The organism is Sphingobacterium kyonggiense, assembly GCF_039536825.1.
In the GTDB taxonomy this organism is placed as follows: domain Bacteria; phylum Bacteroidota; class Bacteroidia; order Sphingobacteriales; family Sphingobacteriaceae; genus Sphingobacterium; species Sphingobacterium kyonggiense.
Genome location: NZ_BAAAZI010000006.1, coordinates 769,185 through 785,419 on the forward strand (window position 1 = coordinate 769,185; position 16,235 = coordinate 785,419).

At 37.8% G+C, this 16,235-nt stretch carries 16 protein-coding genes; 12 read left to right on the forward strand and 4 right to left on the reverse strand.

The window, feature by feature from the left end:
• Positions 1-44: 44 nt before the first annotated feature.
• Both ABD676_RS08185 and lysS read right to left on the reverse strand, forming a co-directional pair.
• On the reverse strand, positions 45-446 hold the full coding sequence (locus ABD676_RS08185) for a hypothetical protein (protein ID WP_344674110.1): 402 nt from the start codon (positions 444-446) through the stop codon (positions 45-47).
• Between the two features lie 766 nt (positions 447-1,212).
• A complete protein-coding gene (gene lysS, locus ABD676_RS08190) occupies positions 1,213-2,931 on the reverse strand; it encodes a lysine--tRNA ligase (RefSeq protein ID WP_344674111.1) in 1,719 nt (572 codons plus the stop codon).
• Positions 2,932-3,201: 270 nt separating this feature from the next.
• Between lysS and ABD676_RS08195 the strand changes: the two genes are divergently transcribed.
• The 6 genes from ABD676_RS08195 (at position 3,202) to ABD676_RS08220 (ending at position 8,162) form a co-directional block, all read left to right on the forward strand.
• Positions 3,202-3,450, forward strand: a complete 249-nt coding sequence (locus ABD676_RS08195) for a type B 50S ribosomal protein L31 (RefSeq protein ID WP_344674113.1) — start codon at positions 3,202-3,204, stop codon at positions 3,448-3,450.
• 74 nt (positions 3,451-3,524) lie between these two features.
• A complete protein-coding gene (locus tag ABD676_RS08200; protein ID WP_344674115.1) occupies positions 3,525-4,748 on the forward strand; it encodes a putative sugar nucleotidyl transferase in 1,224 nt (407 codons plus the stop codon).
• A complete protein-coding gene (tpiA, locus tag ABD676_RS08205; protein WP_344674116.1) occupies positions 4,741-5,508 on the forward strand; it encodes a triose-phosphate isomerase in 768 nt (255 codons plus the stop codon). The genes ABD676_RS08200 and tpiA overlap by 8 nt, the downstream gene beginning before the upstream one ends.
• 3 nt (positions 5,509-5,511) lie before the next feature.
• Entirely contained in the window at positions 5,512-6,351 is an 840-nt protein-coding gene (prmA, locus tag ABD676_RS08210) for a 50S ribosomal protein L11 methyltransferase (RefSeq protein WP_344674118.1), read from the forward strand.
• 4 nt (positions 6,352-6,355) lie between these two features.
• The gene (locus tag ABD676_RS08215) at positions 6,356-7,726 is read left to right on the forward strand and encodes a UDP-N-acetylmuramate--L-alanine ligase (RefSeq protein WP_344674120.1); all 1,371 of its coding nucleotides are present in this window, start codon (positions 6,356-6,358) and stop codon (positions 7,724-7,726) included.
• A 106-nt stretch (positions 7,727-7,832) separates the two neighbouring features.
• Positions 7,833-8,162, forward strand: a complete 330-nt coding sequence (locus tag ABD676_RS08220; protein WP_093096800.1) for a helix-turn-helix domain-containing protein — start codon at positions 7,833-7,835, stop codon at positions 8,160-8,162.
• A 167-nt stretch (positions 8,163-8,329) separates the two neighbouring features.
• Here ABD676_RS08220 and ABD676_RS08225 read toward each other — a convergent pair whose 3' ends face one another.
• Positions 8,330-9,190, reverse strand: coding sequence for a sigma-70 family RNA polymerase sigma factor (locus ABD676_RS08225; protein WP_093096797.1), 861 nt, complete (start codon positions 9,188-9,190; stop codon positions 8,330-8,332).
• 308 nt (positions 9,191-9,498) lie between these two features.
• Here ABD676_RS08225 and ABD676_RS08230 point away from each other — a divergent pair, with 308 nt between their 5' ends.
• Positions 9,499-9,699 carry a helix-turn-helix domain-containing protein gene (locus ABD676_RS08230; RefSeq protein WP_344674128.1) on the forward strand — a complete coding sequence of 67 codons (201 nt, stop codon included), beginning with the start codon at positions 9,499-9,501 and terminating at the stop codon, positions 9,697-9,699.
• On the opposite strand, the gene fmt is transcribed toward ABD676_RS08230, so the two are convergent.
• Positions 9,686-10,633: a methionyl-tRNA formyltransferase gene (gene fmt, locus ABD676_RS08235; protein ID WP_344674130.1), complete on the reverse strand. Its 948-nt coding sequence runs from the start codon at positions 10,631-10,633 to the stop codon at positions 9,686-9,688. The genes ABD676_RS08230 and fmt overlap by 14 nt on opposite strands.
• A 90-nt stretch (positions 10,634-10,723) precedes the next feature.
• On the opposite strand from fmt, the gene ABD676_RS08240 reads away from it, so the two are divergent.
• The 5 genes from ABD676_RS08240 to ABD676_RS08260 all read left to right on the forward strand — a co-directional run bounded on the left by ABD676_RS08240 (position 10,724) and on the right by ABD676_RS08260 (position 16,214).
• On the forward strand, positions 10,724-11,941 hold the full coding sequence (locus ABD676_RS08240) for an ABC transporter permease (protein ID WP_344674132.1): 1,218 nt from the start codon (positions 10,724-10,726) through the stop codon (positions 11,939-11,941).
• Positions 11,942-12,053: 112 nt separating this feature from the next.
• Entirely contained in the window at positions 12,054-14,192 is a 2,139-nt protein-coding gene (locus tag ABD676_RS08245; protein ID WP_344674133.1) for a cation:proton antiporter, read from the forward strand.
• A gap of 16 nt (positions 14,193-14,208) precedes the next feature.
• Positions 14,209-15,471: an NADP-dependent isocitrate dehydrogenase gene (icd, locus tag ABD676_RS08250; protein WP_344674135.1), complete on the forward strand. Its 1,263-nt coding sequence runs from the start codon at positions 14,209-14,211 to the stop codon at positions 15,469-15,471.
• Positions 15,472-15,528: 57 nt separating this feature from the next.
• Positions 15,529-15,780: a hypothetical protein gene (locus tag ABD676_RS08255; RefSeq protein ID WP_344674137.1), complete on the forward strand. Its 252-nt coding sequence runs from the start codon at positions 15,529-15,531 to the stop codon at positions 15,778-15,780.
• A gap of 35 nt (positions 15,781-15,815) precedes the next feature.
• Positions 15,816-16,214: a DUF1398 domain-containing protein gene (locus ABD676_RS08260; RefSeq protein WP_344674138.1), complete on the forward strand. Its 399-nt coding sequence runs from the start codon at positions 15,816-15,818 to the stop codon at positions 16,212-16,214.
• The last annotated feature ends 21 nt before the right edge of the window (positions 16,215-16,235 follow it).

Sequence of the window (16,235 nt, forward strand, 5' to 3'; positions counted from 1 at the left end):
CGGAATTAATTCTGAGCCTTTTTTATTGTATTACCTAGTTCTATTTACTTTTCTTTCATCTTGACATATCGATGCTCAAAACAATCAGCACAATTTTCCTTAAGAATCAATAGGCTGTCCTGTCTGATGACAGCTACCTTAATCTGATCACCTTCATCATAATACCAGGATTCTTGACTCATCAGAGGGATTTTTCCAAACTTTAAGCCATATGGTCTGGCCGATAGTAATTCTCCATTCTGATAGCTGAAAACACTGTCCTTAGTGATCTGTAAGTGTCGAGATTGATTGCTGCTCTCTGGCGTTGTCGTCCTACCGGCAAATCCGCCGGATGATTGCTGCCATTGCCAATTCCCTTCAATCTTTGGTTTCTTGGGTCCGGATTGTCCTGCAGCACAAGACCAAATCAAGGGAGCAGCTAAACAGATATATACCAATTTTTTCATCCTCAATATATTTTAAGGTAGAATTTTATCAATCCTTCGATTCTTTTGTATTACTAAACACCTAATAGTTCGTATTGTTTGAAATGCTGTTTTCTTCTTGTTTATTTTTTATCCTGAAATGAGCTTATCATGAGCCTGTTTTTTAGACTATTACCATTCGTGTCAAGTTCGTATTTGCCTCCATATTGCTTCGAGACTCTAAGGGAATTTTCTCGGATCTGATAGGGATCTTTTTCGGATCTCGTTCGCTTCTAACCGAACGAGATCCGAAGGAGATCCGAACAAGTTCCGAAGGAGATCCGAAGAAGTGTCGAATAAAAGACATCAGACGACAGACAAAAGACAACAGAAAGTGATCGGAAAAAAGGAAAAAGAGTAAAGGAAATTTGCCATTTACAACTCAGAGCGAAGCGAAGAGTCTCATTTATCTACCCAAAGACTACGTCATCGAGAATCGAAGATGATCGAACTTCAAACTAAACAAATCAAAAATGTTAAGTTCATTGAATATTGGATATTGGTCGAAGCATGCTTCGACCCTACGGTTAGGGGTGTTTTAGGTTGTATTTTTTACATTATCCGTAGGGGCGATGCATGCATCGCCCGCATAAACATTAATTCTTTATAGTTTAATAGGTCTGCGTCTGTTGTCTGGTGTCTGTTGTCTATTTCCTGTTGTCTATTTCTGTTGTCTAATGTCTTGTGTCTTTCCCACAAAAAATGCCGGATATAAAAACTATATCCGGCATCCTTAAAATATATTCGATTATTCAAACCAAGCTAAGACTTCGTCTTTAGTTGGCATGTTAACGTCTAATTTCATTTTTTTACGCATTCCGCCAAGGTCATTGAATACCTTGTTCGGGTTCGCTTCTTTTAACGATTCAATGGTCATAAAGCCCATTTTCTGAAGTACTGGTACCCATGCTTCTGGAATTCCTTGCTCCACATAATCACTAACTGAAGCGACTTTAGCTGCTTTTTCAGGACGCATTTGTGGGAAGAATAGAACTTCCTGGATAGAAGGGTTGTTCGTCAAGAACATGATTAAACGATCCATTCCAATACCTAAACCTGAAGTAGGAGGCATACCGTACTCTAAAGAACGTAGGAAGTCTTGATCGATAAACATCGCCTCGTCATCACCTTTCTCCGATAATTTCAATTGATCTTCGAAACGCTCGCGTTGATCAATAGGGTCATTTAATTCTGAGTAGGCGTTGGCAATTTCCTTTCCACATACCATTAATTCAAAACGTTCCGTTAATTCAGGATTATCTCTATGTTTTTTGGTTAATGGAGACATCTCAATAGGATAATCGGTAATGAAGGTTGGTTGGATGAAGTTTCCTTCACATTTCTCACCAAAGATCTCGTCAATCAATTTTCCTTTACCCATAGTATCATTCACTGGAATACCCATTCCTTTAGCCGCTTCACGTATTTGATCTTCTGTTTTACCAGTAATATCAAAGCCTGTGAATTGTTGGATGGCAGCAGCCATACTGATTCTTGGATATGGTGCACGGAAGTCGATTTCATGCTCACCAAAGGTAGCCTTTGTTGTGCCGTTTACTTCCATAGCACAGTGCTCTAGAAGTTTCTCGGTGAAATCCATCATCCAATGGTAGTCTTTATACGCTACATAGATCTCCATGGCGGTGAACTCTGGGTTATGCGTGCGGTCCATACCTTCGTTACGGAAGTTTTTGGAGAACTCGTATACACCATCAAATCCACCAACGATTAAACGTTTTAAGTATAATTCATTCGCAATACGTAGGTATAAAGGAATATCCAAGGCATTGTGGTGTGTAATGAATGGACGTGCAGCTGCTCCTCCAGGGATAGATTGCAAGATTGGAGTTTCCACTTCCATGTAACCAGCGTCATTGAAGAAATTACGCATCGCGTTGAACAATTTCGTACGTTTTACGAAGATTTCTTTGTTCTGTGGATTGACAATTAAATCTACGTAACGCATGCGATAGCGTTGTTCCGGATCTGTAAAAGCATCAAAAGTCTTACCTTCAGCCTCTTTTACGATAGGAAGCGGACGCAATGCTTTGGTCAATACGGTTAAAGTCTGTACGTGAATACTGATCTCACCAGTCTGTGTAGTGAAAACAAATCCAGTAATACCAACAATATCTCCAATATCTAAAAGCTTTTTAAATACGGTATTGTATAAGGTCTTATCTTCGGTAGGGCAGATGTCATCGCGCTTAACATAGGCTTGAATACGTCCTGTGGAATCTTGTAATTCCATGAAAGACGCACTTCCCATAACTCGGCGGCTCATGATACGACCTGCGAAGCTAATGCTCTTATAGTTTATTTTATCTCTTTCGTAGTTTTCTAAAATATCTTCTGCAGTGGCATTCACTTCAAATTTTTCTGCAGGGAAAGGGTTAATGCCTAGGTCAATTAAGGCTTGAAGGTTCAGTCTTCGTTGCTGTTCTTGTTCTGATAATCCAATACTCATATTTTTTCGGACATGTAATGAACTGCAAAAGTATGAAATTAGAACTACTATACGCCATGAGCAAAGGAAAAAAGGAGATAAAAAGAAGGATTTCTTTGGAAGTTCGATAAGTTTTTGCAAATTTTGCCCATCTCTTCATGATAGACATGATGGGCACGGGTGCCTATAGGTAAAAATGTGGAATGAAATATTTTCACTTTATTGTTTTTGATCAAAAAATAATTTATCTTTGCACCTCAATTGTTGAATATATAGTAATCATAAGATAAAATGAAAAAAGATTTGCATCCATCAAACTACAGATTAGTTGTATTTAAAGATATGTCGAATGACTACGCTTTCATGACTAAATCTTGTGTTGACACGAAAGAAAGTATTACTTGGGAAGATGGCAATGAATATCCATTAGTGAAATTAGAGATTTCTCACACTTCACACCCATTCTACACTGGTAAAATGAAATTAGTAGATACAGCAGGACGTATCGATAAGTTCCGTAGCCGCTACAACAAGAAATAATTTAATTTCTGTAGAAGAATTTAAAGGGAATCCCGATAAGTCTATTATCGGGATTTTTTGCGTATTTTTACCCCATGTCGCTAACCGTAATATTATATGATAAGGCGCAGTGGCGTATGCAACTCTTGCCTTTGACAGCTACTCGGCCTGTAGGAAACCTAAGAGTCGGTATTTGTACCCTCCAGGAGAAATGGCAGTATTGCTTGAATGCCTCGGTTAGTTATTTGACTACGGATTATTTACAACCTTTCTTTCATCAAGAGTTTGCTGCTAGCAAGGATTATTTGGTCATACGTGCCAATATCCTGCCTTCTGATGCCTTATTAGAAGAGCTTGCGAAATTGCAGGTCGGTGAGGTATTGGTCGATCAGGAGAGCTGGATTGCCATGAAATTGGACTACTACCCGGATGATGTTTCCGAATTGCTGCATCAGCTCAAACCAATTGCCTGTTCGATTCAGGTGGATGCTATTCAATTTCCAGAAGATATTTTCCTAAAAAACAAAGAACAACTTTTATTTGACTTCCGTTGGATCACCAAAGGTCGTAGCTCTGCATCACTAAGTGAACAGAACATGGTTTTTGGCGATTGGCTGTTTATTGAGGAAGGGGCCCAGGTAGAAGGGGTGAGTCTGAATAGTTTGGAAGGTCCAATTTACATTGGGAAGCATGCGAAATTAGAAGAAGGTAGTTTTTTACGAGGCTATGTGGGGATTGGAGAAGGAACCAGGGTTAAAATGGGGGCAAAGCTGTACCCCAATTTAAGTATAGGACCTGGAAGTACGGTGGGTGGAGAACTGAATAATACCGTTATCTGGGGGAATAGCGCGAAAGGTCATGATGGGTATTTAGGTTGTTCGGTAATTGGGGAAGGTTGTAACCTTGGTGCAGGCACATCAAATTCAAATTTAAAAAACAATTGGCAGTCGGTCGGGTTATTTGATTATGAAGGGCTTAAGACGCGTGATACGGGTTTGTTGAAGTGTGGGTTGATAATGGGTGATCATGCCATGTTGGGGATTAATTCTGCCGTCAATACAGGCTCTGTAATTGGGGTTGCGGCACAGGTTGCAATTTCAAATATTATTCCCAAATTTGTGCCTGATTTTAGCTGGTTAGTTGGAGGCGATATGCAAACTTATAAGTTTGATAAATTTGCGGAAATGATAAACCGAAGACAACAAATAACAGGTGCCGATTATTCCGATAATATGACCATATTTGAACAGATATATAATCAAACAACTCGTCTTCGAGACGAGGTAATCAACAATAAAACAAAAAGTAATTATGCGTAAAAACATTGTAGCCGGTAACTGGAAAATGAATTTGGATTATGAGCAAGGATTAAGCTTGTTTTCAGAAATTGTAAATATGGTAAAAGACGAAGTTCGTGGTGGGCAGGAGGTTGTGGTATGCAGCCCGTTTATCCACTTGGCTAGTCTTTCTAAATTAGGTGCTTCGGCTCCTCATGTTTCCATCGGTGCACAAAATATTAGCCAAGAGCCTTCAGGTGCTTTCACTGGTGAGATTTCTGCTACACAAGTGAAATCTACAGGTGCTAGCTATGTGATTCTTGGACATTCTGAGCGTCGTGCTTATTTCGGTGAGACCGATGAGCTATTAGCAAAGAAAGTAGATGCTGCCTTGGCGCATGATCTATTTCCTATTTTCTGTATTGGAGAAACAAAGGAGGAGCGTGAGTCTGGTGCTTTTTATGATGTCATTAAAAGACAATTAACCAAAGCTTTATTTCATTTAGATGCTGCGGCATTTGGTAAAATAGTATTAGCATACGAGCCTGTTTGGGCAATTGGTACAGGTTTGACTGCTACCCCTGAGCAAGCTCAAGAAGTACACGCTTTTATTCGTCAGACCTTGGCTGAACAATATGGTCAAGAAGTTGCCGATAATTGCAGTATCCTTTATGGTGGTTCAGCAAACCCTTCAAATGCACAAAGTTTGTTCTCTCAACCGGATATTGATGGTGGATTGATTGGCGGTGCATCCTTGAAATCGAGAGATTTCTTGCAAATTATTAATGTTTTTAACGGATAATATATGAAGTACTCAGCAGTTACTTTTACCTCCTCTGCGATGGAGGAGTGGCAAAAGGATTTGCTTGTCGCTGAATTAGCAAACCTTGGTTTTGATACTTTTGAAGATCAAGACCAAGGTTTTGTGGCTTACGTTCCTTCAGCGAGTTTGGATATCCAAGCTTTGGAAACGTTATTGTTAAATGAGGCTGGAGATTACGATTTAAGCTATGATGTTCAAGAATTAGAACAGCAAAATTGGAATCAGCTTTGGGAAAGTAATTTTAGCCCGATCATTGTAGATGATCAATGCTATGTGCGTGCTACTTTCCATGAAGATAGACCAGAATTCCCTTATCAAATCATTATTGATCCGAAAATGTCCTTCGGGACAGGTCACCACCAGACCACTTCCATGATGCTTTCTTTTATTTTGGAAAACGATTTCGAAGGAAAGCGTGTTTTAGACATGGGCTGTGGAACTGGGATTCTAGCTATACTAGCTGCACAAAGAGGAGCAAAGGACTTATTGGCGGTGGATTATGACCCGATCTGTGTGGAAAGTGTAAAAGAGAATAAGGTTTTGAACAATGTTCCTAATATCACGGAGAAGTTAGGATCTAAAGAAGCTATTAAAGGGCTGAAGTTTGATGTTATTCTTGCCAACATCAATAGAAATATTCTTTTGGATCAGTTAGAGGTTTATGCACAGGATTTGGGAAGTGCTGGAGATTTGTATCTTTCAGGATTTTATGATGGAGAGGATTTATCGATATTGACAGAAAAAGCAAAGTCCTTGGGATTTGATTACCAAGATAAGAAAGTGCTAGACACCTGGTGTGCAGCCAAATTTATTAAAGCTTAATTCCATGCGGATTCATTTTATTGCCATCGGTGGTAGCATCATGCATAATTTGGCTATTAATTTAGCTGAACAAGGGCATCAGGTTTCAGGATCTGACGATCAGATTGTGGAGCCTTCCAAGTCACATTTGTTAGCTGCAGGTTTATTGCCTAAGGAATTGGGCTGGTTCCCGGAGAAATTAGACGAGAATGTTGATGCTGTCATCCTGGGGATGCATGCCGATAAGGATAACCCTGAATTGCTGAAAGCACAAGAGCTAGGTGTGAAGATTTATTCTTTCCCTGAATTTGTCTATGAGCAAAGTGTCGATAAAACGCGAGTAGTGATTGCTGGTACCTATGGTAAAACAACTATTACCAGTATGGTCATGCATGTTTTAAAGAAATTAGGCAAGCAATTCGACTATTTGGTAGGGGCGCAATTGGAAGGTTTCGATGACCTACTGCAATTGAATCCGGAAAATAAGCTTATTATTATCGAGGGAGATGAATATTTTGCTTCATCCATCGATCGTAAATCAAAATTCTTAGATTATAAACCCAATATCGCCTTAATAAGTAATATTGACTGGGATCATTTTAAAACGGTAATTGCAGAAGAAGAATATTACAAGCAATTTGAAGACTTTATACGGAGTATTGTTCCTAAAGGAGCATTGATCTATAACAAGGATGATGCAAAAACAAGGGAAGTGGTGGAGCGTACCATGGATATAAAGATCAATAGACACGGTTATAAGCTTCCTGAGTACACGATTAACAAGGGGGTGACGTATTTGCATGTGGGAGAGGAGAAGATCCCTCTGAAGGTTTTTGGTAAGCATAATCTTTCTAATATCGCTGGCGCCTTTACGGTTTGTGAATGGTTAGGGGTGAAACGCGATGAATTTTTCAATGCCATACAGGATTTCAAGAGTTCTATTCGCTATTTGGAATTTGTTGCTAGTCAAAATGGATCGGTTGTTTATCAGGATTTTGCCCATACTCCAGGTAAGCTAAGGTCAAGTATACATGCCGTAAAAGAGCAATTTCCCAATCAAGCTCTTGTAACAATTATAGAGCTAAACGCTTATGACAGTTTAGATCAAAATTTTATTCATGCGTATTCCGGCGCAATGGATGAATCAGATTTTGCTGTCGTATTCGTTAATACATCTCTTATTAAAGAAAAAAATATCGAAATAGATAAATTAATTCATAGTTTATCTGTAGCCTTTAATCACCGCTCTTTTCAAGTAATAACGCAACTGTCTGATTTAGAGGTATTTTTAGAAACCTTTAAATCTGGGGGTTATAATTTGCTATTTATGAGTTCAAACAATTACAATGGCGTAAATATGACAAGTTTTGCGGATAAATTTTTGAGAAATTTTTAAGATTCTTTCAATATTTTTTTAAAATTTTAATATAGGGATTTTGATTTATAACTTATTTGTTTAAATTTGATAATTACTTAATAAATAAATATTTTACATTTTACCCATGAATGCATTAGGAAAGAAAATCAGATTACTTAGACACCAGAAGGGGTGGAGTCAAGAGGATGTAGCCAAGAGGCTAGATATCTCAATTCCAGCCTTTTCTAAGATCGAGACAGGAATTACAGATGTAAATTTGTCAAGACTAAACCAAATTTCTAAACTGTTTGGTTTATCATTAGTACAGTTATTATCAACTTCTGATCCTGAGGAAGATAAACAGATTCAAAACGAAGTTAATGAGCTGCAGAAGCGCCTTCAGGCGCGTGAAGTCGAGGTAATCGACTTGCAGAAGAAGGTAATTGACTTATATGAGCAATTACACAAGAAATAGTTAATTTCTTTTGGAATAGAGAGGTCCCCAGTTATAATTTAACTGGGGACCTTTTGTTTTGGGCAATTTCTAGATGTCCGGTTAAAGAGGAATTGATAAAGAATAAAAAAATGCGCATCTGTTGAGATGCGCATTGCGATTATTTCTTAAAGTAAAGTTTGTTTTGTTTAACCTAAATAAGATTTTAGGATTTTGCTTCTAGAGGTATGTCTCAAGCGTTGTAACGCTTTATCTTTAATCTGGCGAACACGCTCTCTAGTTAAGCTGAATTTCTCGCCTATCTCTTCTAAAGACAATTGATGGTTTGAACCTAGTCCGAAGAACAATACAATGATTTCTCTTTCGCGCTCAGTTAATGTAGCAAGCGAACGTTTGATTTCTTCTGATAAGGACTCATCGATTAACGAGCTATCTGTATCTGGGTCACTGTTTTCCAATACATCCAATAGGGTGTTCTCTTCGCCTTGCACGAATGGAGCATCCATCGATACGTGACGACCAGAATTACTTAATGTATCAGATACCTTGTCAACGGTAGTTTCCAAGATGTCTGCTAATTCTTCTGGTGATGGCTCACGTTCGTATTCTTGCTCCAATTTAGAGAAGGCCTTGCTGATTTTGCTTAACGACCCTACTTGGTTCAAAGGTAAACGGACAATACGAGATTGCTCTGCAATTGCTTGTAGAATAGATTGACGAATCCACCAAACGGCATAGGAAATAAACTTAAAACCTTTTGTTTCATCAAAACGCTTAGCTGCTTTTATTAAGCCTAGGTTGCCTTCGTTAATCAAGTCTCCTAAAGTAAGACCTTGATTCTGGTATTGTTTTGCTACTGAAACAACGAAGCGTAGGTTGGTTTTTGTTAATTTCTCTAAAGCTACTTGATCTCCTTCGCGAATACGTTGGGCTAGGATAACTTCCTCCTCTGCGGAGATTAAGTCTACTTTGCCAATTTCATGTAAATATTTGTCTAACGATTGCGACTCACGATTCGTGATGGATTGGGTAATTTTGAGCTGTCTCATTTAAAATATATAAACCTTTCTATTCTGAAATGTTTGCAAACATAACGAATTTTATCCAATTAATTCTAATATTATTGTAAATTATTAACTCATTATGAGTTAGTTAGCGGAGTTGAGTTGATGTTAAACTCATTGCAAAAATCATTCCAAAAGTTGTTCCACCGGAAGAATATCTCCCGTAACCGTATTTATTTCTAAAAAATAAAACTTTTTAATTGAAAATATACAATCCTCCTTTTATATTTATAAAACAATATGTGGAACTGATTGTTTTGAATTTATAAATTAACTTTTAACACTTTGAATATATGGCTATAGTCATACACTTAGATGAAATGATGGCAAAAAGGAAGATGTCCTTGAATGAATTAAGTGAAAAGGTTGGAATTACGTTATCCAACCTCTCCATTATAAAGAATCAAAAAGCCAAAGCTATTCGATTAAATACCTTAGATGGGATATGCAGGGCCCTGGATTGTCAGCCTGGCGATATCCTTAAATTTGTGTAATCGAATCGGGGTTTTCGAATCGGTAACCGCGAAGGAAATCGGCTACTTCCATGCGTTTTTTACCTTCAATCTGAAGGGATTGCAAATGAATAAAACCATCTGTAGTGGCATACTTAAGCACTTTCTTTCCGTCGCAAAGAATAGTCCCTGGTTGAAGATCATGGTTTTTGATTTCCTTTGTGCTACTGAAAACCTTAAGGTTTTTTCCGTCAAGATTCGTATAAGCTGCTGGATAGGGACTTAATCCTCGGATTAGGTTATAAACCACATCTGTATTTTTATTCCAATCAATCAAACAGTCTTCTTTAAATATTTTTGGTGCATGTTTGACAGTTTCTGTTGAAGTCAAAGAGTCTTGAGAAATTGGATTAATCTCCTTGTTCTCTATAGCATTAACGGTTTTTATCAAAAGCTCAGCACCGCTTTCCATTAATTTGTCATGTACAATGCCCGCATTATCTGTTTCATTGATATTAATTTCTTGGGACAATAGAATATTTCCGGTGTCAATTTCATGCTGTAATAGAAATGTTGTTACGCCGGTTTTCTTTTCACCATTGATGACCGCCCAATTGATAGGTGCCGCACCACGATAGTTCGGTAATAAGGATGCATGGACATTTACAGTGCCATGTACTGGCATATTCCAAACCATTTCAGGCAACATGCGAAAAGCGACCACTACTTGAAGATCGGCTTGATAGGACTTTAGTTGTGCTATAAATTCGGGATCTCGTAATTTTATGGGTTGCAGTACAGGGATGTTGTTTAGTACTGCAAATTGCTTAACAGCAGACTCATGCAGCTTTTGACCTCTCCCTGCAGGTTTGTCAGGAACTGTCACGACAGCTACAACATTTTTTCCTGTATCCAAAAGTGCTTTTAAGGAAGCCACAGCAAAGTCTGGGGTACCCATAAATATGATTCGCAACATATATTCTATTTTATTTTCTAGTGCTTGGGATTCCGTATGTACGGATGACAATTTTTTTTAACTTTGCGAAGTTACAAATTATATTTAAGCTTGAATTTTCCATATTTCCTTGCAAAGCGTATTACCCTGTCAGGACAACGTACCTTCTCTAAATTGATCGTACGGGTGACCATAGGTGCATTGACCTTGGCTATTATGGCGATCATTATGGCGGTTGCCATCTTGAACGGTTTTAAAAAGGAAATTACAGAAAAGCAACGTGGTTTTTTCGGTGATATCATCTTATTGAAAAATGATACCAACGATTCCTATGTCAACTCACCAATATCGCTGAGTAAAGAGCAGATTGCCAACCTGGAAAAAAATCCTAACATCGTTGATATCTATCCCTTCGCAACCAAAGCAGGGATAATGAATGTTAAAGGAGAAGTGGAAGGTGTCTTATTGAAGGGGATTGATCCGGATTATGATCAGCAATTTCTTTCGAAGACTATTTTAGAAGGCGATACGATAAATTTTGCTGCTGAGGATGCAGAGAATCAATTGCTCATTTCATCTTTAACAGCCAATCGCTTGAATCTGAAAGTAGGAGAGAGCTTCATCATGTACTTTATTCAAGAGCCCGTACGAAAGCGTAAATTCACGGTAAAAGGGATATTCAGTACCAATTCCGAGGAATTGGATAAAGTTTATGTCATTGGTTCCTTGTCCTTAATCCGTAGACTGAATAACCTCACGGAAAGTGAAGTAGGTGGTTATGAGGTTAGGGTAAAGGATTTTAATCAATTGGGGGTGACAACTGAACAAATGAATGATGCTCTTGATAATAGTATGTATGCGACCAATGTGGTGATGCAAATGCCTGATATCTTCAATTGGTTGAATATGCTGGACATGAATGATAACATCATATTTGTGTTGATGGTCGTGGTGGCAGTTATTAATATGATTTCAGCATTATTGATCAGTATTCTAGAGCGCTCTTCTATGATTGGCTTGCTTAAAGCTCTGGGCATGCAAAATAAACGGATTAGAACCGTGTTTTTATATAATTCCTTATACCTGATTGGTTATGGTTTACTCTTAGGTAACATTTTTGCGATTCTGATTTATTTCTTTCAAACCAAGACAGCCTTTTTTAAACTTGATCCTAGTGTTTACTATGTATCCTTCGTACCTATGGATATCTCTTGGATTACAGTACTTTGGCTAAATGTTGCGCTGGTTGGAATAGCTTTAATAACGCTCTTTATACCTTCCATGCTGATTTCTAGAATCTCACCTATCAAAACGATTCAGTTCAAATAGGTAGCTACAATCCAAGCGAAACTTCATAAGCTTATCCTTAAATTTCCGTATATTTCCCTTGTCGATATAGAAAAAGTCGATTAGTGGACCCGTTATTTTTAGGTAGTATTATATGAACAACAAAATATTCGATCATCTTATTCATGCTTTTGAAGCCCCGCTGACCAATCCTGTACTTATTTTCTCCTTGGTATTATTTATTATCCTTTTATCGCCCATCTTATTACGTCCTATTAAGATTCCGGGGATTATCGGTTTAATTATATCGGGGATGATTATAGGTCCACATGGATTGAATTGGCTAGAGAAGAACTCGGCAGTGGATCTGTTTTCTACGATCGGTTTACTCTATATCATGTTTATAGCCGGTCTGGAATTGGATATGAATGAGTTTAAGAAGACCAAGCATAAGAGCTTTTTATTTGGGTTTTTTACTTTCATTATCCCTATTTCGATAGGTTTTCCGGTCTGTTATTATGTGCTAGATTATAACCTATTGACCAGTATTCTTATCGCCAGTATGTTTGCGACACATACCTTGGTTTCTTATCCGATTGTTAATCGATATGGTATTTCCAAGAATGAGGCTGTAGCTATTACCATTGGGGGTACTATCTTAACGGATACAGCAGTTCTAATCATCTTGGCGGTAATCAAGGGGGCATCTCAGGGTGCTATTGATAATGAATTCTGGGTTACTTTGGGTATTTCCTTTGCTATTTTCTTATTCATTATGTTTGGAGTGATTCCAAAGATTGCCAGATGGTTCTTTGAGAAGGTGGAGAGTGAAAAAACAGGGCATTATATCTTTGTATTGACCGTAGTATTCTTTGCGGCATTCTTGGCAGAGATGGCTAATCTGGAGCCAATTATTGGTGCTTTCGTTGCTGGTCTTGCCTTGAATAAATTGATACCGCATTCTAGCGCTTTAATGAATAGAATTGAGTTTATTGGTAATGCAATATTTATTCCTTTCTTCTTGATATCTGTAGGAATGATTGTGGATATTTCAGTATTTACTAAAAGCGCAGGATGGACTGTTATTCACGTTGCTGGGGCATTAACATTTGTTGGTATTGTGGGTAAGTTTCTTGCAGCAACTGCTACGAAATGGGCTTTTAAATACTCCAATAATGAGCGAAACTTAATCTTTGGATTAAGTAATGCCCATGCTGCTGCCACATTAGCGATCATTATGGTAGGTTATAACCTGGGTATTATTGATGAGAATGCATTGAATGGTACTATCGTTTTGATTTTGGTGAGTTGTATTATAGCTTCCTTGGTGACAGAAAATGCATCTAAGAAAATTGTATTGGAAGGAAGGCAACATGTGGAGCACGTCGAGCATGTGGAAGCACATGAGGAACAGATTATGATTCCTATTGCGAACCTTAATAATATGGAAGCCATATTGGATTTTGCTACTTTAATTAAATCTAATAAATCGCCCCATCCATTGAATATTCTATCTGTTGTACCAAATGATGAACAGGCAGAACGTAACTTGGTTTTGGCGAGACAGACCTTGGATAAAATATCGAAATATGCTTCTGGATCAGAGACAGATGTAGATTTGATAACTCAAGTAGATTATAATATTGCAAACGGAATCAGTAGGGCTTCCAAACAAGCTGAGGCAGACTGTTTGATTCTTGGTTGGCCAAGTGCAACCAGTTTTGTGGAGAAAATAGTAGGTGAGAAGGCGGAGAGTATTCTAAATCGTACCGATGCCAACCTGATTATGTGTCGTATAGAAAAACCATTTATCACCAACAAAATGATCACCATTTTTGTTCCTCCTTTAGCGGAGTCTGAAGTTGGCTTCCATTATTGGATGGAGAAAATGACTAAGTTGGCACAAGAGATTTCATTACCTATCATTTTTGTGTGTAATGATCGCAGTAAATCTGCTATTGAAACACAGTTAGAGACCATGCAATCCAGTGTTCCAGTATCCTTTGAATTGTATGAAGATTGGGACAATATCTATGGTTTAGCAACTTTTAGTAATACTGATTCTTTATTGGTATTTGTATCTTCTAGATACGGAGAAGTGTCTTACCGAGATTCCTTGGATGGTATTGCTAAACGAGTTGGTAGGTATTATAAAAACCAAAACTTACTACTTATATTCCCATCCAGATTGGAAGATCAACACATTGATGAATATGAAGATATTCAGACGGCGCCAATTTTCCGTAAGATAAGTCGAGAAATTGGCAACATGTTTGGTAAGGATAAGAATTAATAAAACAGCACTAATTATGGCAGATAAAATAACGATTGACGGACAAAGTAAACTTCAAGTTCCAGATTTGGTCACCATTCCATTTATTATTGGTGATGGAATAGGACCAGATATATGGCATGCATCTGTTCTTGTATTTGATGCTGCAGTAGCTAAATGCTATGCAGGAGCACGTAAGATTACATGGAAAGAAGTATTAGCTGGTGAGAAGGCTTTTAATGAAACTGGAAACTGGTTGCCAGAAGAAACTTTATCCGTGTTTAAAGAATATTTGGTTGGTATCAAAGGTCCATTGACTACCCCGATTGGTGGTGGTATCCGTTCCTTAAATGTTGCTTTAAGAAAGGAACTGGACTTATATGTATGCCAACGACCAACAAAATGGTATGAAGGTGTGCCTTCGCCAGTTAAACATCCGGAGAAAGTAGATATGGTCGTTTTCCGTGAAAATACAGAAGATATCTATGCCGGGATTGAATTTGCTGCAGGTACTGCTGAAGCAAAACGTATTCAAGATTTCCTAAAAGAAGATCTTTCAGTAGATTATAACTTTAATAATACCACCGGTGTCGGTGTTAAATTGGTTTCAGAAGAAGGCTCTAAACGTCTTATTCGCGCTGCTATTGAGCATGCTCTAGCAGAGAAGAGGAAATCCGTGACTATTGTTCATAAAGGCAATATCATGAAGTTTACCGAAGGAGCATTTAAGAACTGGGGCTATCAGGTAGCAGAAACTGAATTTGGAGATAGAGTTTATACCTGGAATCAATGGGAAAATACCAAAGCTTCTAAAGGTCAGGATGCAGCAAATGATGAACAGAAAGCTGCAGAGCAAGCAGGTAAACTAATCATCAAAGATATCATTGCCGATAACTTTTTACAGCAGATTCTATTGGCACCACAAGATTACGATGTCGTAGCGACTTTGAATCTGAATGGCGATTATATTTCCGATGCATTGGCAGCAATGGTAGGAGGGATTGGTATTGCTCCAGGTGCGAATATTAACTTTAAAACTGGACATGCCATCTTTGAAGCAACTCATGGTACAGCACCTCGATTTGCAAATACAGATACTATGAATCCTTGTTCTGTGATTCTAAGCGGTGTGATGATGTTGGATTATATGGGTTGGCATGAAGCCGCTCAAGCTATTGTAAATGCTGTAGCTGAAACAATTCAACAGAAAACAGTAACCGTCGATTTCTATAATCTTATGACTGATGCGACATTATTGAAGACAAGTGAATTCGCAGATAAAATAATCGAAAAATTATAAATCCTTAGGGATTATCATGAACTTAGCTGAACAATTTGTTCAGCTTTTTTTATACGTATGGTAAACATTCCAGCTTTCATTAAACAATCGGGAGTATTCACAGAAGAGGATTTAATTCAATTAGCAAATGCTGAAGCTCTTCCTTCAGAAGATGAAATTGATGCCTTTCAATATGATTCGGAAATTCAGGAACTACTGAATGCCTTCATTGGTGATGATACTACTCGATTGACACATCAATTACTCAAAGCAAAAGAGTTTATCGCGAATGGAGAAATTAACAAAGCTTGGAAAATAGCTTTGTTTTAAATAAATACTACATTTAGAAATTATAAACACCTAATATGTTCAGTTTACAACAGATACACCACGCTCATGATCAAGTGAAAACAGGAGCGGACTTCCCCAAATATATTCATGATTTAAAAAATCTAGGAGTGCTATCTTTCCGATTTCAAGTTTTAGATGGAATTGAATTATACCAAGGAAAAGATGGTTTCGAGCAGCAGACTGAACCGAAATACGAAGCATTGAACTTGGTCCAAGAAGTTGATTTGGCAAGTTTCAGTAAGGAATTGATTGATCATCAACAAGGGAAAACAGATTTTCCTCATTTCATTAAAATCTGTGCGGATACAGGTGTAAATTATTGGATAGTAGATTTAGTAGGACTTACTTGCACTTACTATGATGCATATGATGAGATCATTTTAAGTGAAGATATTCTTATGGATTCAATTTAAAATCAAATTAGAAGGAAAAAC

Excerpts from the sequence above, each read along its gene's own strand:
- ABD676_RS08185 (WP_344674110.1), bottom strand. The coding sequence starts at position 446 with ATGAAAAAATTGGTATATATCTGTTTAGCTGCTCCCTTGATTTGGTCT.
- lysS (WP_344674111.1), bottom strand. The coding sequence starts at position 2,931 with ATGAGTATTGGATTATCAGAACAAGAACAGCAACGAAGACTGAACCTT.
- ABD676_RS08195 (WP_344674113.1), top strand. The coding sequence starts at position 3,202 with ATGAAAAAAGATTTGCATCCATCAAACTACAGATTAGTTGTATTTAAA.
- ABD676_RS08200 (WP_344674115.1), top strand. The coding sequence starts at position 3,525 with ATGTCGCTAACCGTAATATTATATGATAAGGCGCAGTGGCGTATGCAA.
- tpiA (WP_344674116.1), top strand. The coding sequence starts at position 4,741 with ATGCGTAAAAACATTGTAGCCGGTAACTGGAAAATGAATTTGGATTAT.
- prmA (WP_344674118.1), top strand. The coding sequence starts at position 5,512 with ATGAAGTACTCAGCAGTTACTTTTACCTCCTCTGCGATGGAGGAGTGG.
- ABD676_RS08215 (WP_344674120.1), top strand. The coding sequence starts at position 6,356 with ATGCGGATTCATTTTATTGCCATCGGTGGTAGCATCATGCATAATTTG.
- ABD676_RS08220 (WP_093096800.1), top strand. The coding sequence starts at position 7,833 with ATGAATGCATTAGGAAAGAAAATCAGATTACTTAGACACCAGAAGGGG.
- ABD676_RS08225 (WP_093096797.1), bottom strand. The coding sequence starts at position 9,190 with ATGAGACAGCTCAAAATTACCCAATCCATCACGAATCGTGAGTCGCAA.
- ABD676_RS08230 (WP_344674128.1), top strand. The coding sequence starts at position 9,499 with ATGGCTATAGTCATACACTTAGATGAAATGATGGCAAAAAGGAAGATG.
- fmt (WP_344674130.1), bottom strand. The coding sequence starts at position 10,633 with ATGTTGCGAATCATATTTATGGGTACCCCAGACTTTGCTGTGGCTTCC.
- ABD676_RS08245 (WP_344674133.1), top strand. The coding sequence starts at position 12,054 with ATGAACAACAAAATATTCGATCATCTTATTCATGCTTTTGAAGCCCCG.
- icd (WP_344674135.1), top strand. The coding sequence starts at position 14,209 with ATGGCAGATAAAATAACGATTGACGGACAAAGTAAACTTCAAGTTCCA.
- ABD676_RS08255 (WP_344674137.1), top strand. The coding sequence starts at position 15,529 with ATGGTAAACATTCCAGCTTTCATTAAACAATCGGGAGTATTCACAGAA.
- ABD676_RS08260 (WP_344674138.1), top strand. The coding sequence starts at position 15,816 with ATGTTCAGTTTACAACAGATACACCACGCTCATGATCAAGTGAAAACA.